This is a genomic window from Micromonospora sp. NPDC047557 (genome assembly GCF_043205095.1).
Taxonomy (GTDB): Bacteria; Actinomycetota; Actinomycetes; order Mycobacteriales; family Micromonosporaceae; genus Micromonospora.
The window spans coordinates 161017-180974 of record NZ_JBIDDK010000007.1; the positions used below are offsets into that span (position 1 = coordinate 161017).

The window sequence follows — 19958 nt, forward strand, 5'->3', positions numbered from 1 at the left end:
GCGACAGGGCCTGAGCTGCCGAGACATTGATCGACGCCCGTCGGCCCCGCCGCCGAGAATCATGGCTGGAAGCCGTCGGGCAGAAGCCGTGCCAGCGCGCGAACGGCCCGGTACTGCAGGGCCTTGATGGCACCCTCGTTCTTGCCCATCGCGCGGGCGGTCTCGGCGACCGAGAAGCCCTGGAGGAACCGGAGCACGATGCACTCCTGCTGCTCCGGGTTGAGCTGCTTGACGGCGGTGAGCAGGGCGACGTTGGTGATGTGTTCGACCACCGCGGCTTCCGGGCTGCCCTCCGGGCCCCGGTCCTCGCGGTCGGCGTCGAGCACGTCGCCGGTGGTGACCTCCAGCCGGTAACGGCCGGACTTGAAGTGGTCCGCGACCAGGTTGCGGGCGATCGTCACCAGCCAGGCGCCGAGGTCGCGGCCCTGCCAGGTGAAGCTGCCGATCCGCTTGAGAGCGCGCAGGAACGTGTCCGAGGTGAGGTCCTCGGCGAGTTGGCGGTTGCCGACCCGGAAGTAGACGAACCGGAAGACGGTGTCGACGTACCGGTCGTAGATGAGGCCGAACGCCTCGGACTCGCCAGCCTGCGCCCGCTCGACAAGCGTCCAGACCTCGGTGGCCGGGTCGGACGGGTCCGGGCGGCTGGGGAAGCCGGTCGGGGTGGTTCCGGTGGCGGCCGGGACCGCCGGGATCACCGCCGTCTCGCCCGCCGTCGGATCGGTTGCCGCCGCCGGCGCGTCGCCGACCCGACGGCCCTGGATGGGCATGGTCGGTCGGGCCGGTGCGGCGACACGGCCGCCGGTCGGCATCGCGTTGCCACCCGGGACCGCCGGTCTCGGTGGTGGCTCGTTGGTGTGCGGGCGGTTGCGGGTCCGCTGGGCGGCGTTGTCGCCACGCATCGCGGCGTGCGGGTCGCTCAGCGGTGCGCGGGCCGCCGGTCGTTCGTTGACCGGGGAGCGGGTCGTCTGGCCAGTCAGGCCGATCGGGCGTTCCGCGTATCCGAAGGTGGTCACCGCGCGGCCCCCGTCCCGTTGGTGGCCGGCCGGGCTGGTTTACGGGTCGTCGGTGCGGACCGACCGGGCAACCGGTCGGGCAGGACGGTTCCGGGGTGTGCCGACGGGCGGCAGTTCCCCTTGAGGTGCTGGTCCAATGCGCTCACAGGCACGGGGGCCTCCTCGGGCTGAGGGGTGTCGACTCACGGCAAATGGGGTGAGCCGACCCGAGTGATAATAGGGCCAACGTCACCCGCGCGTGGCAAGTCCGTTACACAGGGCGGAAGTATTTCCCGCTGTGTCGCACCGGTGGCGGACCGGTTGTCCGTCGTGTGCGTTTGACTTTGGCCTGGGCCGGTGGTCCTGGGTGGATCCCCAGGTCGGGGGCAGTTTGGCCGATCGGCCGCGCCGTCCCGGCCGGCCGCCGCGTGGGCGTGGCCGAAGCGTCGGCCCGGCCTGCCACTCGTCCCATCGGCCGGACTCGATCGGAGCGTCGACGGCACGGTGACTGTCCCGTTGACGGGACGCCGGGCAACCTGGCGGCCCGACCGTCGGGCGTGGCCTGTCGACCGCCGCTGTGCCAGACTCGACCACCGTGCAGGACTTCTCGGCAGACCCCGCGCCGAACCTCGCCGACCGGGTCCATCGGGCGGCTCTCGACCACGGTGACCGGCCCGCGCTGTACTGGCGCGAGGGGCGCGTCACCTGGTCCGAACTGGACGCCGCCGTGACCGCCGCCGCGCACGGACTGGCCGCCGCGGTGCCACCCACCGACCCGGGTGGACCGCCGCCGCGGGTCGCGATCGGGCTGCACAACACCCCCGACTTCGTGATCGGCTGGCTCGGCGCACTGCGAGCCGGCCTGGTCGCGGTCCCGGTCAACCCCGGCTTCACCGCCCCGGAGCTGCGGCACGTACTGGCCGACTCCGGCGCGTCGGTGCTCATCGGCACCGAGCGGGTCCGCCGCCTGGTCGCCGAGGTGGCCGCCGACCTGCCCGCGCTCACCGCCGTGCACGACACGCCGCCGACCGCCGACGCGCCCGATCCGCGCCCCCGTCCGCGCCGAGGCGGCGATGACCTGGCCGTACTGCTCTATACGTCCGGCACCGAGGGCCGTCCGAAGGGCGCGATGCTTTCCCACCGTGCGCTGCTGGCCAACCACGAACAGGTCGCGGAGATCGAGCCGCCGGTCGTCGGGCCGACGGACACCGTTCTCCTGGCGTTGCCGCTGTTCCACGCGTACGGGCTCAACTCGGTGCTCGGCGCCGTCGTCCACCACGGCGCCACCGGCGTGCTGCTCGATGAGCCGGGGCCGACGGCGGGGCTCGCCGAGATCGCCCGGCACCGGGTCAGCGTGCTGGTCGGCGTACCGTCGATGTTCCTGGCCTGGGCCGACGCCGACGCGGTCCGCGCGGCGACCGGGTCGGTGCGCGTGGCGGTGTGCGGCGCGGCGCCGCTGGAGCCCGCGGTCGCGGCGCGCTTCACCGAGGTCACCGGTCATCAGGTGCACGTCGGGTACGGCCTCACCGAGACCGCGCCGGTGCTCACCTCCACCCTGGTCGGTCCGGTGGTCAAGGCCGGCTCGATCGGCCGGCCGCTGCCCGGGGTGGAGCTACGCCTGGTCGGCCCGACCGGGGAGGACCTGTGGCGCGACGGCGAGGCGGTCCCCGACGACGACCCGGACGAGCTGGACATCTCCGACGTCGCCCCGGGCACCGACCCGGGGCAGATCGTCGTTCGCGGGCGCAACCTCTTCGGCGGCTACTGGCCCGACGGGCGCGACGGCCCGGACGGGGACGGCTGGTGGGGCACCGGCGACATCGCGTACGCCGACGAGGACGGTGACCTCTTCCTGGTCGACCGGCTCGGGGAGTTGATCCTGGTCAACGGATTCAACGTGTATCCCCACGAGGTCGAGCTGGTGCTCGCCGGGCACCCCGGGGTGGTCGAGTCGGCGGTACTGGGTGTGCCGCACCCGCGGACCGGCGAGACTGTGCGGGCGTACGTGGTGCCGGTGCAGGGCCGACCGGTGACCAGCGAGGAGTTGCTCGCCCACTGCGCACGCAACCTGGCCCGGTTCAAGTGCCCGACCGCTGTCGAGTTCGTCGACGCCCTGCCGCACTCGGCGATCGGCAAGGTACGCAAGACCCAGCTCCGGTCGGCGACGCCGGCCGACCGCACGGAGGTAACCGATGGCCACTGACGCCCGACTCGCCCTGATCACCCGACCCGGCTGCCACCTGTGCGACGACGCCAAGGCGGCGCTCGACCGGGTGGTCGCGGTGACCGGCGACAAGTGGGTCGAGTGGGACGTCACAGGCGACGAGGGGCTGGAACGGGAGTACGGCGACCGTCTGCCGGTGGTGCTGCTCGACGGCAAGGAGCACGGCTACTGGCGGGTGGAGGAGGAGCGGCTGCTGCGGGACCTGACCACCCCACAGCTCTGAGCCGTGCCTATGGTGCTCTGATGACCCCTGCGCAACCCCACCTGGTCTGGGACTGGAACGGCACCCTGCTCAACGACCTCAGCCTGGTGGTGACCGCCACCAACGCCGCCTTCGCGAGCGTGGGCGGGCCGACGGTCACCCTCGACGAGCACCGGACGCGGTTCCGTCGGCCGATCGCCGACTACTACGCCGAGGTGCTCGGTCAGGCCGTCGACGACGACGCGTTCGGCCGCCTCGACCGGATCTTCCACGACGCGTACCGCAGCGGCCTGACGACCTGCGAGCTGGCTGCCGACGCGCAGTCCGCGATGGCCGCCTGGGAGGGCAGCCAGAGCCTGCTGTCCATGTGGTTCCACGAGGAGCTGGTGCCCACCGTGCACACCTACGGGCTGACCGGCCACTTCACCCGCGTCGACGGCCTGCGGGCCACGGTCGGCGGCGACCGCAAGGCCGAGTCGCTCCGGCGGCACCTGGCCGAGCTGGGCGTGGACGGCAGCGCGGTGGTGCTGATCGGCGACTCCATCGACGACGCGGACGCGGCCCTCGCGGTGGGCGGCCGGGCGGTGCTCTACACCGGCGGCTTCACCGACCCGGCCCGGCTGCGCGCCTCCGGCCACCCGGTCGCCGACACCCTCACCGACGCGGTGGCCCTGGCTGCGCAGGAGGTCAGTTCCGCAGGTAGGTGAGCACGGCCAGCACCCGCCGGTGCTGCTCGGTGTCCGGCGGGAGCGTGAGCTTGGTGAAGATGTTGCGCACGTGCTTCTCCACCGCGCCGTCGCTGACCACCAGGGCGCGGGCGATGGCCGTGTTCGACCGGCCCTCGGCCATCAGGGCGAGCACCTCCCGCTCGCGCGGGGTCAACTCGCGCAGCGGGTCGTCGCGGCGGCGTCGGGCGAAGAGCTGGCCGACCACGTCCGGGTCGAGCACCGTGCCGCCGCCGGCCACCCGACGCAGCGCGTCCAGGAACTCGTCGATCGCGGCCACCCGGTCCTTGAGCAGGTAGCCGATGCCACCGCCGGCGCCGCCGGTGGTGGCCAGCAGATCATCGGCGTACGAGACCTCGACGTACTGGGAGAGCACCAGGATCGGCGTACGCGGCACCAGCCGGCGTGCCTCCACCGCGGCCCGCAGCCCCTCGTCGGTGTGCGACGGCGGCATCCGGACGTCGACGATCGACACGTCCGGCCGGTGCTCCACCACCGCCTCGACCAGCGCGTCACCGTCCCCGACGGCGGCCACCACCTGGTGCCCGCTCTCGGTCAGCAGCCGCACCAGCCCCTCCCGGAGCAGGACGGCGTCGTCCGCGATCACGATGCGCATGGCTGTGGTGTCTACCACGTCCGGCCCGGCTCTCGTTGGTTCACAGCGGAAGCTCCGCACGGATCTCGGTGGGCCCGCCGCTCGGGCTCACCACGGCCAGCTCCCCGCCGGCCGCGCGGACCCGGTCGGCGATGCCGGCCAGCCCGTGGCCCTTGGCGAGGTGGGCGCCGCCCTGCCCGTCGTCGCCCACCCGCACCTGGAGCTGGGCCTCCTGGCGGGCCACGGCGACGACGGCCTCGGTGGCCCGACTGTGCTTGGCGATGTTGGTCAACGCCTCGGCCACCACGAAGTACGCGGTGTTCTCCACCGCCGGATCGAGCCGTCCGCCCGGCGTGCCGAGCTGCCGGTCCACCTTGAGCTCGATGGGGATGAGCCCGCGGCCGGCGAGCGCGGCCAGGGCGCTGGGCAGACCCCGGTCGACCAGGATCGGCGGGGCGATGCCCCGGGACAGCGCCCGCAGCTCGGCCAGCGTCTCCCGGGTCTGGGTCACCGCCTCGTCGATGGTCCGGCCGGCGGCCTCCGGGTCGGAGGCGAGCTGCATCCGGGCCCGGCTGAGGTCCATCGCGAGCCGGACGAGGCGCTGCTGGGGGCCGTCGTGGATGTCGCGTTCGAGCCGGCGCAGCGCGGACGCCTCGGCGGACACGGCGGCCCGCTTCTGCTCCTCCAGCACGGTGATCCGGTCCCGCATCTCGGCCACCCCGGTCAGCAGGGCCTTGGCGAAGCTGGCCTGGAGCAGCGCGCAGCCCCGGACCACGATCGGCAGCGTGATCAGGAAGAACACCCCGACCGCGGTGGTCACCCCGATCCGGGCCGTGGTCGACTCGCCCAGGCCGAGCAGCTGGGCCAGGTCGCCGTCGCCCTCGCCGCGCGGCAGCGCCCAGTCGTACACCCAGTAGAGGGAGCCGGCAGCCGCGGCGATCCACCAGGCAAGTGTCAGCGCGAAGGTGACCAGCGCCACGATCACCCGCAGGATGCCGTGCGCCAGATCGAGCCAGGACTGGGCGTCGCGCATCGGCAGGAAGATCCGCCGCCAGGCGTTCGCGCCCGCCTCGGGCAGTCGGTAGTGCGGGCGGATCCGGGGTTGCCGCAGCACGGCGGGCAGCCGCAGCCGCTCGATGTCGGCCAGCCCTCGGGCCGCGTACAGGGTGCCGCTGAGGATCGGCAGGCCGATCACGGTGACCACCAGGCCGACACCGGCCACGAGGCCCGCGAGGAGGACGACGAAGCTGGCCACCGCCAGGGGGAGGCCGAGCAGCACGTACCCGGAGTCGACGAAGAGCTGGCGGGGGATGCTCGGTGCCAGCGTCGGATGGTCGCTGGCGGCAACGGCGGTCATAGCCCAAAGGCTAGGCAGCTGGGCTCGGTGTCCCCATCCCGAAGCCCCGTCTCTCCCCCGTAGTGCTGTCCCTACCGTCGCCCGTGACCAGGGCCCTACCGCCGTCGGGACCGGCCGACGCGGGATTGGTCAGAGAAGTCGGGATTGAGCAATAATCGCCCAGGTGGCGGGCGCGCAGGCCGGTCAATCGATCTTGTGGAATGGAGGTGCTGGTGGGGTCGCGTCCCGGAGCGACAAGATCGCGATTTGTGCACGTCTTCACAAGCGCCTACTCTCTAGTTCCGACGCGCCCTGCTAGCACAGCCGGCAACCTCGGTCGCCAGCGGGAGTCCATAAGCGGCCGACCAGCGGAGTTGGCCGAGGATCGCACCGCACGGAGTCTCATGAGTCAGCACCGTCACCCAGGTGCGCCCGGCCGCGCCGGTGCCGTACCGGCGCTCCCGGATCTCCCCGAGGCGACCGTCGCTCGGCTCCCGGAATACCTGCGCGCGCTGCACAACCTCGCCGACGCCGGGCACGAGACGATCTCCAGCGAGGGCCTCTCGGCCGCCGCCGGGGTCAACTCCGCCAAGCTCCGCAAGGACCTCTCCCACCTCGGCTCGTACGGCACCCGGGGCGTCGGCTACGACGTCGCGTTGCTGATCGAGCAGATCGAGTACGTGCTCGGGCTCACTCAGCGTCGCGCCGTCGCCCTGGTCGGCGTGGGTAATCTCGGTCACGCTCTGGCCGGCTACGACGGCTTCGCCAGCCGGGGCTTCCGGATCGCCGCACTGCTCGACGCCGATCCCTCCCGGGTCGGCGAGGAGATCAACGGCCTGGTTGTCCGGCATGTCGACGAGCTGCCGGCGGTCGCCACGGAGGAATCCATCGCGATCGGCGTGATCGCCACCCCGGCCGCCGCGGCCCAGCGGGTCGCCGATCAGCTGGTCGCGGTCGGCGTGACGAGCATCCTCAACTTCGCGCCGTGCGTACTCTCTGTTCCGGAGGGGGTCGACGTGCGCAAGGTCGACCTCGCCATCGAGCTGCAGATTCTGTCCTTCCACGAGCACCGCAAGGCGTCGCTGACCGCGCTGCCCGCCACCGGCGGGTCCGCTCTCACGGCCCTGCCCGGCGGGCTCGCGGCCACCGACACCCAGGAGGCGATCGGCACGTGAAACTGCTCGTCGTCGGCGCGTCCTACCGGACCGCCCCGGTCGCCACGCTGGAGCAGCTGGCCGTGCCCCCCGCCGACCTCACCCGCACCCTGGACCGCCTGGTCGCCCAGCCGTACGTGAGCGAGGCGGTGCTCGTCTCCACCTGCAACCGGGTGGAGGTCTATGCCGCCGTGTCCGGATTCCACGGCGGGCTCGGCGACATCTGCGCCGTCCTGGCCGAGCAGGCCGGCAGCTCGCCGGCGACGCTCGCCAGCCACCTCTACGTGCACTACGACACCGCAGCCGTGGACCACGTCTTCCGAGTCGCCACCGGGCTGGACTCGATGGTCGTGGGCGAGGCGCAGATCCTCGGCCAGCTGCGTGACGCGTACCACTGGGCCACCGGCGCCGACTCGGCCGGCCGCCTGCTGCACGAGCTGATGCAGCAGGCGCTGCGCGTCGGCAAGCGGGCCCACGCCGAGACCGGCATCGACCGGGCCGGCCAGAGCGTGGTCACCGCCGCGCTGGAGCTGGCCGCCGGGCACCTCGACGGCAACCTCGCCGGCCACCCGGCCCTGGTGATCGGGGCCGGCGCGATGGGGTCGCTCGGGGTGGCCACGCTGTCCCGGCAGGGCGCCGGGCCGCTCACGGTCACCAACCGGGGCGCCGAGCGGGCAGTCCGGCTCGCCGAGTCGTACGGGGCGGACGCGGCGCCGATGACCGAGCTGGCCGCCACGCTTTCCACAGTGGACATCGTAGTGGCCGCCACCGCGTCCACTGAACCGGTCCTCACCCGGGCGGTGGTCGGCACCGCGCTCGCCGAGCGGGGCCCCTCGCGGGGTCCGCTGGTCCTGCTCGACCTGGCCGTCCCCCGCGACGTCGAGGAGGGCGTCGCCGACCTGCCCGGCGTCGAGGTGATCGACATCGACCGGATGGCGGCGCTGCTCGCCGACGGTCCGGCCGCGGCGGACGCCGCCGCCGTCGAGCGGATCGTGCTCGGCGAGGTGGAGAGCTTCCTCACCTGGCTGCGCGGCGCCGACGTGGCACCCACCGTGGCGGCGCTGCGCGGTCGCGCCGACGACGTCGTCACCGCCGAGCTGCGTCGCCTGGCCCAGCGTCGCCCCGACCTCGGCGACGACCTGCGGGCCGAGGTGGCCCGTACGGTGCACCGCGTGGTGCAGCGACTGCTGCACCAGCCCACCGTCAAGGTTCGCCAGCTCGCGGCCGAGCCCGGTGGCGACCAGTACGCGGCGCTCCTGCGCGAGCTGTTCGACCTCCAGGTGCCGCAGACCTCGCCGGTGGACACCGTCCCCGACGTGCTGACCCTCGCCAACGACCCGGTGACCGGCGCCGACGCCACCGAGCAGATCCCGCCCACCGGAGGTGCGCGATGACCGCCCCCCTGCGCCTCGGCACCCGGGGCAGCGCTCTGGCGCTGGCCCAGTCCGGCCAGGTCGCCGAGGCGTTGACCGTCGCCACCGGCCGCCCGGTCGAGCTCGTCGAGGTGGTCACCGCCGGCGACCGCTCCAACGCGCCGGTGCACCGGCTCGGCGTCGGGGTGTTCGTCTCCGCGCTGCGTGACGCGCTGACCGCCCGGACGATCGACTTCGCCGTGCACTCGTACAAGGATCTGCCCACGGCCGGCGCCGCCGGGCTGCACATCGCGGCCGTGCCGGCCCGACAGGACCCGCGCGACGCGCTGATCGCCCAGGGCGGGCGGACGCTCGCCGAGCTGCCGCCCGGTGCCACCGTGGGCACCGGCGCGCTGCGCCGCATCGCCCAGCTGCACGCTCTCGGGCTGCAACTGGAGGTCACCCCGATCCGCGGCAACATCGACACCCGCCTGGCGCGGGTGCTCGGCCCCGAGGCCGACCTCGACGCGGTCGTGCTGGCCCGGGCCGGACTGGCCCGGATCGGCCGGACCGACGCGATCACCGAGACGCTTGACCCGATGCTCATGCTGCCCGCGCCCGCTCAGGGCGCGCTGGCCGTGGAGTGCCGGGTCGACGACCAGGAGCTGGTCGAGCTGCTCGGGACGCTCGACCACGCACCGTCGCGCGCCGCGGTCACCGCGGAACGCGCGTTGCTGGCAACCCTGGAGGCCGGGTGCAGCGCACCCGTCGCCGCCTATGCCGAACTCGCCGAAGGCGAGACCGGCGATGAGATCTACCTGCGCGGGGCGGTGATCAGCCCGGACGGCACTCGTGACCTCCGGCTGTCCCGCACCGGAACGCCCGCCGACGCGGCGGAGATCGGTAAGGCACTCGCCGCCGAACTCCTCGAACTCGGCGCCGACTCGATCCTCGGCCACGAAGGACACACCGGCCCGGGGACCCAGCAATTTGGGAGCACAGAATGACCCGCACCCGTAAGCCCGTCGGCCGTATCGCGTTCGTCGGGGCTGGCCCCGGTGACCCGGGCCTGCTGACCCGTCGGGCGCACGACGCCCTGGTCGACGCCGACCAGGTGATCTACGACCGGGGAGTCCCCGAGTCGCTGCTCGCCGTCGTCCGCGCCGAGGCCAGAGACGACGCCGAGTTCACCCCGGCCGAAGGCGCGCCGGGGGACGTGGCGAAGGTGCTGATCTCCGCAGCCCGGTCCGGGCTGAACGCGGTGCACCTGGTCGCCGGTGACCCGTTCGGCCACGACTCGGTGGTCAAGGAGGTGCAGGCGGTGGCCCGCACCGCCGCCCACTTCGAGGTGGTGCCGGGCGTCGGCCAGGCCGAGGGCGTCGCCACCTACGCGGGTGTCCCGCTGCCGGGTGTGCGTACCGCCGCCGACGTCGAGGACGTCAGCACGCTGGACTTCGAGGCGCTGGCCGCGGCCGTCGGCCGGGGTTCGCTCGCGCTCGCGGTGGACGCCGGTGACCTCGCCGCCGTCCGGGACGGCCTGCTGGCCGCCGGGGTCGACGGCACCACCGGTGTCGGGGTGACCGGCGACGGCACCGGCGAGACCCAGTACACGACCACGTCGACCGTGGACAGCTTCGTGGCCGCCGCGCTCGGCTTCACCGGCCGGGTGGTGCTCACCGTCGGCGCGGGTGTGGGCCAGCGCGACAAGTTGAGCTGGTGGGAGAACCGCCCGCTGTACGGCTGGAAGGTGCTGGTGCCCCGCACCAAGGAGCAGGCCGGCGCGATGAGCGCCCGGCTGCGGGCGTACGGGGCGATCCCGTGCGAGGTGCCGACCATCGCGGTCGAGCCGCCGCGCACCCCGGCGCAGATGGAGCGGGCCGTCAAGGGCCTGGTCGACGGCCGGTACGCCTGGGTGATCTTCACCTCGGTGAACGCGGTCCGCGCGGTCTGGGAGAAGTTCGCCGAGCACGGCCTCGACGCCCGGCACTTCGGCGGCGTCAAGATCGCCTGCATCGGCGAGGCGACCGCGGACGCGGTCCGCGCGTTCGGCATCCAGCCGGAGCTGATCCCCGCCGGGGAGCAGTCCTCCGAGGGGCTGCTGGCCGAGTTCTCGCCGCACGACGAGATCCTCGACCCGGTCGGCCGGGTGCTGCTGCCGCGCGCCGACATCGCCACCGAGACGCTCGCCGCCGGGCTCACCGAGCGCGGCTGGGAGGTCGACGACGTGACCGCGTACCGGACGGTGCGGGCCGCTCCGCCGCCCGCCGAGATCCGGGACGCGATCAAGTCGGGCGGGTTCGACGCGGTCCTCTTCACGTCTTCTTCCACTGTGCGGAACCTGGTCGGCATCGCCGGGAAGCCGCACGCGCGGACCGTTGTTGCCGTGATTGGGCCCAAGACGGCGGAGACCGCGACGGAGTTCGGCCTTCGGGTCGACGTCCAGCCACCGCACGCCTCGGTGCCCGACCTGGTGGAGGCGCTCGCCGCCTACGCCGTCGAGCTGCGCGAGAAGCTGGCCGCAATGCCGGCCAAGCAGCGCCGTGGCTCGAAGGTGCAGGGGCCGACCGCCCTCCGCTTCCGGTAGTCGTCTTCAGGAAGGCCCTCCCATGTCGTACCCCGAGATCCGGCCCCGCCGCCTACGCCGCACCCCGGCGATCCGTCGGCTGGTGTCCGAGACCCGGGTCGACCCGGCCGAGCTGGTCGTGCCGATGTTCGTCAAGGAAGGGCTGACCGAGCCCCGGGCCATCGGGTCGCTCCCGGGGGTGCTCCAGCACTCCCGGGACTCCCTGCGCAAGGCGGCCACCGAGGCGGTCCAGGCCGGCGTCGGCGGGATCATGCTCTTCGGGGTGCCCGAGCGGCGTGACCCGACCGGGTCCGGCGGCATCGACCCGAACGGCATCCTGAACGTCGCCATCCGCGACGTGGTGTCCGAGGTGGGCGACAGCACGGTCGTGATGAGCGACCTGTGCCTGGACGAGTTCACCTCGCACGGGCATTGCGGCGTGCTCACCGCAGACGGTGCGGTGGACAACGACGCCACCCTGGCCGCGTACGCCGAGATGGCGGTCGCCCAGGCCGAAGCCGGGGTCCACATGGTCGGGCCGTCCGGGATGATGGACGGCCAGGTCGGCGTGGTCCGCCGGGCGCTCGACGCCTCCGGCCACCAGGATGTGGCGGTGCTGGCGTACGCGGTGAAGTACGCTTCGGCGTTCTTCGGCCCGTTCCGGGAGGCGGTGGAGTCGGCGCTGGAGGGCGACCGGCGTGCCTACCAGCAGGATCCGGCCAATCTGCGCGAGTCGCTGCGTGAGGTGGCGCTCGACGTCGCCGAGGGCGCCGACCTGGTGATGGTCAAGCCGGCGCTGCCCTACCTCGACGTGGTGTCGGCGGTGCGGGCCGCGGTGGACGTCCCGGTTGCCGCCTACCAGGTCTCCGGGGAGTACGCGATGGTCGAGGCGGCTGCCGCGAACGGTTGGATCGACCGGGAACGGGTCATGCTGGAGACGCTCACCTCGATCAAGCGGGCCGGCGCGCAGATCATCCTCACCTACTGGGCGGTGGAAGCCGCCGGTCTGCTCCGCCAGCGCTACTGACCGACTCCGCCGGTCCCGCCGGGGTGGCCACCTCGTCGGCACCAGCGACGGCGGCCGGAAGTCGCCGGCTGGCCAGCCAGGCGAGCGCCAACAGCACGGCCGACACCGCGAGCGCGAGCCGGGTGGCCTGCGCCAGTTCCGGCGCGTGGCCGAGCCGGCCGGCCGGGTCGAGCCGGCTGGCGGCCGTGATGCCCCCGCCGCCCAGGCTCGGGGCGAGCCGGTCCGCCAGCCAGGACAGGGCGGCGGCGATCAGCGCCGTGCCGGCCGCGACCGAGGTGTGCGACACCGTGGTGAGCAGCGTCGAGCCGGACGGCAGGTCGTCGGGCGGGAGCGACCGGCTGGCCGCCGTCATCGTCGGCATCAACGTCGCACCCATGCCCAGGCCGATGACCGCCCCCAGCGTGGCCAGCAGCGGGTACGACGTGTCGGCGTCGAGCACCAGCACCCGGGCCACCGTGCCGGCCACCGCCGTGGCGATGCCGAGCCCGACCACCCGTCGCGCCGAGACGCGATCGACGAGCCGGGTCGCGACCTGGAGCATCAGCCCCGTGGTCAGCGCCTGCGGGATGCCGATCACCCCGGCCAGGGTGGCCGAGTCACCGCGTACCACCTGAACGTAGGTCGGGATGATCAGGAACGAGCCGAAGTATCCGGCGGCGAAGAACGCCACCGTCGCGGCGCCGGGGGCCATCCCTGGCGCGCGCAGCACGGCCAGGTGCAGCGGTGGCTGCCGTACCCGGCCGGCCCGCCAGGCGAAGGTGACCACCAGCGTGGTGCCGAGCGCGAGCGGCAGCAGCACCGACGCGGTGACGACCCCGCCCCGCTCGCCGGTGACGCTGAGCCCGTACACCGCCAGCGCCAGACCGGGACAGAGCAGCAGCAGCCCGACGACGTCCAGCCGGACCGGTGGTCGTCGCGGGTCGGCGACCGGCAGCACCCTCCGGCCGAGCACCAACGCCAACAGCCCCACCGGGAGGTTGATCCAGAAGATCCACCGCCAGGACGCGTGATCGAGCAGCAGCCCACCCAGCACCGGCCCGATCAGGGGCCCGACCAGCACCGGGAGGCCGAGCAGGCTCATCATCTGTCCGCGCCGCCCCGGCGGCACGGCGGCGAGCGCGACGGCCATCCCGACCGGGTTGAGCAGTCCGCCACCGAGCCCCTGGAGCACCCGGAACGCGATCAGCGATCCGACGCTCCAGGCGGCCCCGGCCAACACGGAGCCGACGGTGAACAGCAGCAGCGCGGTCAGATAGGTGCGGCGGGCGCCGAAGCGGGCGATCGCCCAGGCGGCGGTGGGCATCACTGCGACCAGGGCGAGCGCGTAGCCGCTGGTGACCCAGCCGATCGTGGTGAGGTTGGTGTCGAGGTCGTCGACCAGCCTCGGCAGGGCCACCACGGTGACCGTGGTGTCGATCACCGCGAGCAGACCACCCAGGGTCAGGTACCAGCCGAGCCGCCGCGCGGACGCGTCCATCTCGCCGGCTCAGGGCCGGACCCGGCGGGCGGTGCGCAGCGCCTCGGCCCACCAGGCCAGCTCGCTCAGCGTGGCGTCGGCGGCCTGCCGCAGCGGCTCGTCGTCGACCAGCCGACCCGCGACGTCGAGTCGCTCCCAGGGAGCCCGGAGCACCACCCCGGAGCGGGTCGTGGCGGCCTGCACCTCGGCGAAGACCAGCCGGAGCTGCTCGACCGCGCGGATGCCGCCGGAACCGGCGCCGTACGACACGAAGGCCACCGGCTTGCGGGCCCACTCCCGGTAGTGCCAGTCGATGGCGTTCTTCAGGGCGGCCGGGAAGCTGTGGTTGTACTCGGGTGTCACCACCACGAACGCGTCGGCGGCGGCCAACCGGGCACTGATCGGGCTGGCCGAATTGCCCCCGGGAGGGGTGTCGGCCAATGGCAGCGCCACCTCGGCGAGGTCGACGAGGTCCAGGTCGAGATCCGCGCGGCGGCTCCCGTGGGCGACGAACCAGTCGGCGATCGAGCGGCCCATCCGAGGTTGCCGGACGCTCCCGACGAGTACGGCGACGGTCGGGGGTGCGGTGTCCTCTTGCGTAGTCATGCCTCGGACGCTAGGACTTGAACTAATGGTGAAGTCAATGGCGGCGGGGGAGTGGCGATGGGCACGTTGACGGTCGGCGAGGTGGCCCGGGAGAGCGGGGTCAGCGGCTCCGCGGTGCGGTTCTACGAGCGGCAGGGCCTGATCACGGCTGCCCGCACCGGCGGCAACCAGCGGCGCTTCGACGCCGACGCGGCCTGCCGGATCAGGGTGGCGCGGGTGGCCCAGCGCGTCGGCCTGACCGTCAACGAGATCCGCGACCTGCTCGCGGCCCTGCCGACCGACCCCCAGCTGGCCGACTGGCAGGGCCTGCACGACCGGCTCACCGCCGAAGCCGAGCGGCGCATCCGCGACCTGCACGCGGCACTGGACGACATCGGCTCCGGCCGCCGCCTCTGCGAGCTGTGACCTCGACCGGTCCGCGGTCCGCTGATCGTCGCCCGCGCGCCCTGACGATCAGGGCAGGTGCCCCGGCTGGTCAACCACGGCCATCCGGACGACGGCGGCGAGCAGCTCACCGGCATGGGCCCAAGGCCCAAGGCCCAAGGGTCACCTTGACGTCCTTTGCTCTGCTTCAGCGGAGGCAACACTAAGAGCCTCACACTGTCGCCTCCGTTGAAGCAGAGCAAAGGATGCGCGGGGGGTGCGGCGAGTCCCTGAGCCGGCCAGCTTTCCACAGGGTTATCCACAGGGGTTGAGAGGCGGGTCTCGGCCGAGAATGGTTGTCGGATGGCTTCCGCACTCGTTCCTCCTCCGCCACCCGGCCCGACCGTCGGGCGGTTTCCCATCACCGGCCTGGTCCGCCGGGCCCGTCGGATGAAGGGTTTGGGTCAACGCCAGATGGCCCGCTTCGCCAAGGTCTCACCGTCGACCGTGGGCAAGGTCGAGGCCGGCAGTCTGACACCGAGTCTGGCGGTGCTGGAGCGCCTACTCGGCGCGGCCGGGCTCTATCTGGTGGTGGTGGACCAGGAGGGCCGGGTGATTCGACCGATGGCCGACCGCGACGACGTTCACGACGGCGCCGGACGCCGCTACCCCGCCCACCTCGATACGATCCTCGATCCTGAGCCGGGGGAGTGGTGGGGGGACATCTACGGCCTGGCACGGCCGCCGGAGACCTACCACCGCAGCTCGGCGGACCGCGAGGCGCGGCGCCGACGCAGCCAGTGGGAGGTGCGGGTCGCGCAGTATCGGCACCTGCCACCGCCCCCGATCATCGACGAATACTACTGAGACCGCGAACGGCCCACCCTCCGGGGAAACCGGACGGTGGGCCGTCAGCGCCGTCGTTCAGTCGTCGTTGGTGATCGTTCCGGTCGCCAGGGGGTCGGCCAGCCGCAGGCCGGGCACCCCGGCCACCAGCAGGGTCAACTTCTCGTCCGACTCGCGCCGCCGGTCACCCCGCACGGTGACCGGGAAAGCCACCGAGGTGTCACCGGCGGCCAGCACCTTGCAGCCGGCGTACGGCTCGAAGTCCGAACCGGCCTGCGCCGTGACGCCGACGGTCGCGGCGCAGAGCAGCACCGGCTGGGACAACGGACGGGACACGGTCGCCGTGAAGGTGAGCTGACGGGTGCCCTGGTCGCCCTCGACCACCGACGTGTCGGTGACGGTCAACGACGCCCGGGACCGGAAGCGGGCCACCTGCGGGTCGTGGTCGCTGGAGCCCCGCGACCCGTCACCCGTGAACTCCGCCGGCCAGTCGGCGTTGACGTGCGCCGCCCGCACCTGCACCAGGTCACTGTAAAGCGCGTCGTTGACGAACAGGTGGTCGAGCGTCTGCGCCTGCCCCTCGAAGCTGTACGAGTAGGCCGATGCCGGCACCTGGGCGACGAGGGTGTCCCACAGGTTGTGCAGGCCGGCCTCGTAGAGCGGGGCGAGTTGGTCCGACGGCGTCGGCTGCGCGCCGGTGGCGATGGGGTCGTCCGGGCGGGGGAAGACGTTCAGGTCCCCGCCGTAGACCACCCGGGCGCTCTGATCGGCCGCCTCGATCGCGGTGACGATCGCCGCGCCATACGCCGCCTGCTCCCGCCGCTGCCCGATCCGGCTGTCCGGGCCGGAGGAGTAGTGGTTGCTCAGCGCGTACAGGGTGAACCGCTCGGCCGCGCCGGGCGCCGCTGCCACCGTGAACTTGCCCAGCTGGGGGGCGCGGGTGAAGACGTTGTTGCCGTCCTTCCCGGTCGACGTGTCCACATCGGCCGGCAGCACCGCGTTCAGGGCCTTCGGGTTCTGCACGTCGGCGTTGCCCGGAAGTCCGGGAGCCCGGTACTGGACGGTCGGCGCCGAGCCGAGCAGCGGGTCGTTCGCCGTCGCGGCCGCCAACGACAGCCGGTCGGTGCGGTACAGGAACGCGGCGGTGATACCGCGGGCGTCCGCGCCGGTCCGGTCATAGGTGGCGGCGTACGCCGGCCCGCCGGCCGCCGCCACCGCGAGCGCCAGCTCCTGGATGCTGTCCGGAGCGCCGTCGGCGTTGTTGGTGTCGCCGCAGGCCAGCGCCGCCCCGGAGATCGCGCAGATGTCCTGGTCCTCGGCCTCCTGCACCAGGATCAGATCGGGCGCGTGCAGATCGGAGACGATCTGGTCGGCGAGCGACGTCAGATGCTCCCGGTAGTCCGCCTCGCTGCTCGGCACGTAGTCGAACGGCGGGGCGACGCCCGGGCAGCCGGCGTTGCCGGCGAAGTCGCAGCCGTCGAACGGGTCGTCGCGGTAGTCGTACAGGTTCTCCACGTTGTACGTGGCGACCGCGACCTCCTGGGAACGGTCGGCCGGCTTCGGCGGGTTGTTCTTCGACGGGTCGGCCCCGGCGTCGAACTCGGCCCGCTCGACCTGCACGCCGTACTTCTCGAACGAGTAGTAGACGCCGCCCACCGCGTCCGCGCGCAGCGTGTCGAAGGTGTGCGCCGGCGGGAGCAGCGCGGTGCTGTCCCCGGCGGTGCCCTTCACGCCCATGCTGCCGAGCAGCACGCGCTGACCGTTGCCGTCGTCGAAGCGCCGGCTCGGGTCATTGTCGAGCGGGTGGGAGTCCCGAAAGACCCGCCGGGCGTACGGGTCGGCGCGGTCGAGCAGCGGGTCGTCCCGGTCGACGACCCACAGCTCCGCGTCCGCCGTGGACGAGAAGACGTCACGACCGCTCACCGCGCCGCTGCCTGCGCGTACGCGCAGCCGGGCGCCCTCGTGCCGCTCCCACCAGCGCTGCGCGTCGGTCAGCTCGACCGGCGGCACCGCGTCGGTCACCGTGACCGCGGTGTCCACGTCCAGGCCGGTGGCGATCCGGCGGACCAGCGACGCGCCGGAGAGCTGGGTGAGGTTGTAGTACTCCGACACCCGGGCCCGGAGCACCACCTCGTCGCCGACCGTCGGCACGTAGCCGCCGATCAGCGAGGTGAACGTGCCCATGAACACGAAGATGCCGTCGGAGCTGGTCGGGTCACCGTCGGTGTCACCGCTGCGGCTCTGCAGGAAGAACCCGTTCTGCTCCGCTCCGGCCGCCGTACGGGCAAGCGTCAACTGGGTGATCACGCCACGGACGTCGTACATCGTGCTGCTGGTGCCGTTGCCGCTCGCCGGTGCGAGCGGTGACCGGTCGGCGGGGCCGGACTCGGTGTCGGTGGTCGGACCCTGCACCTCGCCGACGGTCAGCTCCCGGGTGACCTGCACGGCCAGCGCGCAGGTGGCGGTGCCACCGCCCGCGTCGGTCGTCGTCACGGTGACGGTGTACGCCCCGGCGGTGAGGTCGGCGCTCGCGCTGATCGTGGCGCGGGCGGTGCCGCCCACCCCGTCGGCCGGGGTGAACGCGGTACGGGTGATCGAGCCGGAGGTCGGGCTTGGGCTGATCGCGGTCACCGCCAGGTCGACGATCGTGTCGTCGGGGTCGGCGGCGGTCACCTCGCGGCTCGCGGCCGTTCCGGCGGCGGTGACCAGCGGCCCACCACAGGTCAGCGTGGCCGGCGCGTCGACCGGACCACCGCCGTCCACGGTGTGCGAGCCGAGCCCGTCGAAGGTGTCGACCGGCAGACCGGTCCACTGCGCGGCGGGGTCGAACGCGTCCGACGGGTCGGTGTCGCCCGCCGTCACCGTGGGCAGCCGGCGCAGCGTGTTGTCCGCCGTGCTGGTCGCGCCGGCGCCCCACTCGGTGCCCGGGTCGACGCCCACCTGACCGATCGAGTCGAGCACCGTGGTGCCCCGACGCAGGACGATCGCGTCGTCGCCGTTGAACAGGCTCGCACCGGTGGTCTGGTCGGCCTGAGCGAGGATGGCCGCCCCGGCCGAGGCGCTGGCGAACACGAACGCGTCCCCGGCGGCCACGGTCCCGGTCAGCGCGATGCTGGTCGGTGTGGTGGCGCCGTTGAAGTAGAGCTGGAGCTGGTAGCCGCCCGCGGTGAGGTCGACGGCGGTGCCGGTGCCGTTGAACAGCTCGATCGCCTTGTTGTTCGACGAGCCTTCGACGTACTCCGAGATGAACAGGTCGGTGGGCGCGGCGCTGGCCGCGGTGGGTGTGACGCCGAGGGCCGTGACGGTCACTGCGGCGGTGGCGATCGCGAGCGCGGCTGTTGTGCGGCGCGGGCGCATAGGGCCTCCACGATGGGTGGACGGGGGTCAACGCACGTTAAGGTGCCCCACTGTCCACCGTCCATCCCCTAGTGGACACTTTCGTGAATTCCTCAGCGCGGCTGGTCGAGGCGGTGCACCAGTTCGGCGACGTCGACGCTGTATTCGCACCAGTCCCGGTCGGGCCGGTAGCCCAGCTCCGCGTTGACCTTGAGCATCGCCTCGTTCGCCTGGGCGTTCCAGGTCTGCACCTCGGCCAGCTCCGGCTCGGCGGAGCGCAGCTCCAGCAGCATCCGCGCCTTGATCGCCCGGTCGATGCCGTAACCCCGGTGGTCCTGCGCGACGATCGTGTCGTACTGGTCGGCGCGGGTCGGGTGCTGCGCCGGCACCACGACCTCGGTCAAGCCGGCCACCTCGCCACTCTGCTCGTGCTGGGCCAGGACGATGTACGGCTTCATGCCCCGCCGGTGCAGGGTGTCCAGGCTGTCCCGCAGCCGCTCCGGGTCGTACGAGCTGGGACGCAACTCGCCGTCGTCGACGTCGCGCACCTCGGCCTTGGCCCGCGCGTACGACTCGATCAGGTCGTCCGGTGGCCCACCGGGGTAGAACTCCAGGTGGTAGCCCGCACCGATCCCGATGGCCATCTCGGCCAGCTCGGCCCAGTCCACCGAGGTCAGGTCGAGCACGCTGCGCGTCTCCACGTACTCCCGGGTGAAGCCGAGCGACTCGTAGAAGCCCACCGCCGGCGTGTCGCCGACGACCTCGACCCCGATCGACTGGAAACCCTCCTGGTAGACGCGGCGGGCGGCGCGCAGCACCAGCTCACGGCCCAGGCCGTTGCGTCGGGCAGAGGGGTGCACCAGCACCTCCAGCACCCCGATGTCGCCGAGGAGCAGCACGTGGACCTGCCCGAGGACGGTGCCGACCTCGCCCGGAGCGCTCGGCTCGGCCTGGGCGAGCCAGGAGATCCGCCGCTCACCGGGCATCACCTCGCCGAGATACTCCCGCAGGGAGGTCTCCCGCCACGGCGGATCCTGCGGGAGATCGGCCGCCAGCACCGCGTTCAACGTTGTCAGCAGCGACGCGATCTCGGCGGACGACGCGGTCCTGGGGTCCCACTCGCGCACCATCACCCGTCTAGCTTGCCGCTAACGGCTGCTCGGGGGAAGTGTCCAGTTCTC

At 72.9% G+C, this 19958-nt stretch carries 17 protein-coding genes; 10 read left to right on the plus strand and 7 right to left on the minus strand.

Annotation, left to right across the window (positions count from 1 at the left end; genetic code table 11):
* Nucleotides 1-59: 59 nt before the first annotated feature.
* Nucleotides 60-1013, minus strand: a complete 954-nt coding sequence (locus tag ACGGAQ_RS18715; protein WP_393050795.1) for an ECF subfamily RNA polymerase sigma factor, BldN family — start codon at nucleotides 1011-1013, stop codon at nucleotides 60-62.
* Nucleotides 1014-1587: 574 nt separating this feature from the next.
* On the opposite strand from ACGGAQ_RS18715, the gene ACGGAQ_RS18720 reads away from it, so the two are divergent.
* From ACGGAQ_RS18720 to ACGGAQ_RS18730, 3 genes are read left to right on the plus strand one after another with little or no spacing between them, the layout of a single operon-like run.
* Nucleotides 1588-3195, plus strand: a complete 1608-nt coding sequence (locus ACGGAQ_RS18720; RefSeq protein WP_393050797.1) for an AMP-binding protein — start codon at nucleotides 1588-1590, stop codon at nucleotides 3193-3195.
* Nucleotides 3185-3439 (plus strand): glutaredoxin family protein, encoded by a 255-nt coding sequence (locus ACGGAQ_RS18725; RefSeq protein WP_393050800.1) that lies wholly within the window; start codon nucleotides 3185-3187, stop codon nucleotides 3437-3439. Before ACGGAQ_RS18720 ends, ACGGAQ_RS18725 begins: the two co-directional genes overlap by 11 nt.
* 20 nt (nucleotides 3440-3459) lie before the next feature.
* Entirely contained in the window at nucleotides 3460-4125 is a 666-nt protein-coding gene (locus ACGGAQ_RS18730; RefSeq protein WP_393050803.1) for an HAD family hydrolase, read from the plus strand.
* On the opposite strand, the gene ACGGAQ_RS18735 is transcribed toward ACGGAQ_RS18730, so the two are convergent.
* Entirely contained in the window at nucleotides 4106-4759 is a 654-nt protein-coding gene (locus ACGGAQ_RS18735; RefSeq protein ID WP_354854500.1) for a response regulator transcription factor, read from the minus strand. The two genes, ACGGAQ_RS18730 and ACGGAQ_RS18735, sit on opposite strands and share 20 nt — an antisense overlap.
* Before the next feature lie 40 nt (nucleotides 4760-4799).
* Nucleotides 4800-6095 (minus strand): sensor histidine kinase, encoded by a 1296-nt coding sequence (locus tag ACGGAQ_RS18740; RefSeq protein ID WP_393050806.1) that lies wholly within the window; start codon nucleotides 6093-6095, stop codon nucleotides 4800-4802.
* Nucleotides 6096-6478: 383 nt separating this feature from the next.
* Here ACGGAQ_RS18740 and ACGGAQ_RS18745 point away from each other — a divergent pair, with 383 nt between their 5' ends.
* Genes ACGGAQ_RS18745 through hemB form a run of 5 tightly spaced genes read left to right on the plus strand, consistent with a single transcriptional unit; the run spans nucleotide 6479 to nucleotide 12170 of the window.
* Nucleotides 6479-7249 (plus strand): redox-sensing transcriptional repressor Rex, encoded by a 771-nt coding sequence (locus ACGGAQ_RS18745; protein ID WP_234582375.1) that lies wholly within the window; start codon nucleotides 6479-6481, stop codon nucleotides 7247-7249.
* On the plus strand, nucleotides 7246-8622 hold the full coding sequence (locus tag ACGGAQ_RS18750) for a glutamyl-tRNA reductase (RefSeq protein WP_393050809.1): 1377 nt from the start codon (nucleotides 7246-7248) through the stop codon (nucleotides 8620-8622). The genes ACGGAQ_RS18745 and ACGGAQ_RS18750 overlap by 4 nt, the downstream gene beginning before the upstream one ends.
* Nucleotides 8619-9587 (plus strand): hydroxymethylbilane synthase, encoded by a 969-nt coding sequence (gene hemC, locus ACGGAQ_RS18755; RefSeq protein WP_393050812.1) that lies wholly within the window; start codon nucleotides 8619-8621, stop codon nucleotides 9585-9587. The genes ACGGAQ_RS18750 and hemC overlap by 4 nt, the downstream gene beginning before the upstream one ends.
* Nucleotides 9584-11164 (plus strand): uroporphyrinogen-III synthase, encoded by a 1581-nt coding sequence (locus ACGGAQ_RS18760; protein WP_393050815.1) that lies wholly within the window; start codon nucleotides 9584-9586, stop codon nucleotides 11162-11164. The genes hemC and ACGGAQ_RS18760 overlap by 4 nt, the downstream gene beginning before the upstream one ends.
* 22 nt (nucleotides 11165-11186) lie before the next feature.
* Nucleotides 11187-12170 (plus strand): porphobilinogen synthase, encoded by a 984-nt coding sequence (gene hemB, locus ACGGAQ_RS18765; RefSeq protein WP_393050817.1) that lies wholly within the window; start codon nucleotides 11187-11189, stop codon nucleotides 12168-12170.
* On the opposite strand, the gene ACGGAQ_RS18770 is transcribed toward hemB, so the two are convergent.
* A complete protein-coding gene (locus ACGGAQ_RS18770) occupies nucleotides 12121-13647 on the minus strand; it encodes a DHA2 family efflux MFS transporter permease subunit (RefSeq protein ID WP_393050820.1) in 1527 nt (508 codons plus the stop codon). The genes hemB and ACGGAQ_RS18770 overlap by 50 nt on opposite strands.
* A gap of 9 nt (nucleotides 13648-13656) precedes the next feature.
* Nucleotides 13657-14232, minus strand: coding sequence for an NADPH-dependent FMN reductase (locus ACGGAQ_RS18775; RefSeq protein WP_393050822.1), 576 nt, complete (start codon nucleotides 14230-14232; stop codon nucleotides 13657-13659).
* Between the two features lie 57 nt (nucleotides 14233-14289).
* Here ACGGAQ_RS18775 and ACGGAQ_RS18780 point away from each other — a divergent pair, with 57 nt between their 5' ends.
* Together ACGGAQ_RS18780 and ACGGAQ_RS18785 are read left to right on the plus strand one after the other, a co-directional pair.
* On the plus strand, nucleotides 14290-14637 hold the full coding sequence (locus ACGGAQ_RS18780) for a MerR family transcriptional regulator (protein ID WP_393050825.1): 348 nt from the start codon (nucleotides 14290-14292) through the stop codon (nucleotides 14635-14637).
* Between the two features lie 321 nt (nucleotides 14638-14958).
* On the plus strand, nucleotides 14959-15462 hold the full coding sequence (locus ACGGAQ_RS18785; RefSeq protein ID WP_354854483.1) for a helix-turn-helix transcriptional regulator: 504 nt from the start codon (nucleotides 14959-14961) through the stop codon (nucleotides 15460-15462).
* Between the two features lie 57 nt (nucleotides 15463-15519).
* Here ACGGAQ_RS18785 and ACGGAQ_RS18790 read toward each other — a convergent pair whose 3' ends face one another.
* Complete coding sequence (locus tag ACGGAQ_RS18790) at nucleotides 15520-18798, minus strand: lamin tail domain-containing protein (RefSeq protein WP_393050828.1); 3279 nt, start codon at nucleotides 18796-18798, stop codon at nucleotides 15520-15522.
* 92 nt (nucleotides 18799-18890) lie between these two features.
* A complete protein-coding gene (locus ACGGAQ_RS18795) occupies nucleotides 18891-19907 on the minus strand; it encodes a GNAT family N-acetyltransferase (protein ID WP_393051124.1) in 1017 nt (338 codons plus the stop codon).
* Between the last annotated feature and the right edge of the window lie 51 nt (nucleotides 19908-19958).

Excerpts from the sequence above, each read along its gene's own strand:
- hemB (WP_393050817.1), top strand. The coding sequence starts at position 11,187 with ATGTCGTACCCCGAGATCCGGCCCCGCCGCCTACGCCGCACCCCGGCG.
- hemC (WP_393050812.1), top strand. The coding sequence starts at position 8,619 with ATGACCGCCCCCCTGCGCCTCGGCACCCGGGGCAGCGCTCTGGCGCTG.
- ACGGAQ_RS18725 (WP_393050800.1), top strand. The coding sequence starts at position 3,185 with ATGGCCACTGACGCCCGACTCGCCCTGATCACCCGACCCGGCTGCCAC.
- ACGGAQ_RS18735 (WP_354854500.1), bottom strand. The coding sequence starts at position 4,759 with ATGCGCATCGTGATCGCGGACGACGCCGTCCTGCTCCGGGAGGGGCTG.
- ACGGAQ_RS18775 (WP_393050822.1), bottom strand. The coding sequence starts at position 14,232 with ATGACTACGCAAGAGGACACCGCACCCCCGACCGTCGCCGTACTCGTC.
- ACGGAQ_RS18770 (WP_393050820.1), bottom strand. The coding sequence starts at position 13,647 with ATGGACGCGTCCGCGCGGCGGCTCGGCTGGTACCTGACCCTGGGTGGT.
- ACGGAQ_RS18730 (WP_393050803.1), top strand. The coding sequence starts at position 3,460 with ATGACCCCTGCGCAACCCCACCTGGTCTGGGACTGGAACGGCACCCTG.
- ACGGAQ_RS18780 (WP_393050825.1), top strand. The coding sequence starts at position 14,290 with ATGGGCACGTTGACGGTCGGCGAGGTGGCCCGGGAGAGCGGGGTCAGC.
- ACGGAQ_RS18795 (WP_393051124.1), bottom strand. The coding sequence starts at position 19,907 with ATGGTGCGCGAGTGGGACCCCAGGACCGCGTCGTCCGCCGAGATCGCG.
- ACGGAQ_RS18740 (WP_393050806.1), bottom strand. The coding sequence starts at position 6,095 with ATGACCGCCGTTGCCGCCAGCGACCATCCGACGCTGGCACCGAGCATC.
- ACGGAQ_RS18785 (WP_354854483.1), top strand. The coding sequence starts at position 14,959 with ATGGCTTCCGCACTCGTTCCTCCTCCGCCACCCGGCCCGACCGTCGGG.
- ACGGAQ_RS18760 (WP_393050815.1), top strand. The coding sequence starts at position 9,584 with ATGACCCGCACCCGTAAGCCCGTCGGCCGTATCGCGTTCGTCGGGGCT.
- ACGGAQ_RS18745 (WP_234582375.1), top strand. The coding sequence starts at position 6,479 with ATGAGTCAGCACCGTCACCCAGGTGCGCCCGGCCGCGCCGGTGCCGTA.
- ACGGAQ_RS18790 (WP_393050828.1), bottom strand. The coding sequence starts at position 18,798 with ATGCGCCCGCGCCGCACAACAGCCGCGCTCGCGATCGCCACCGCCGCA.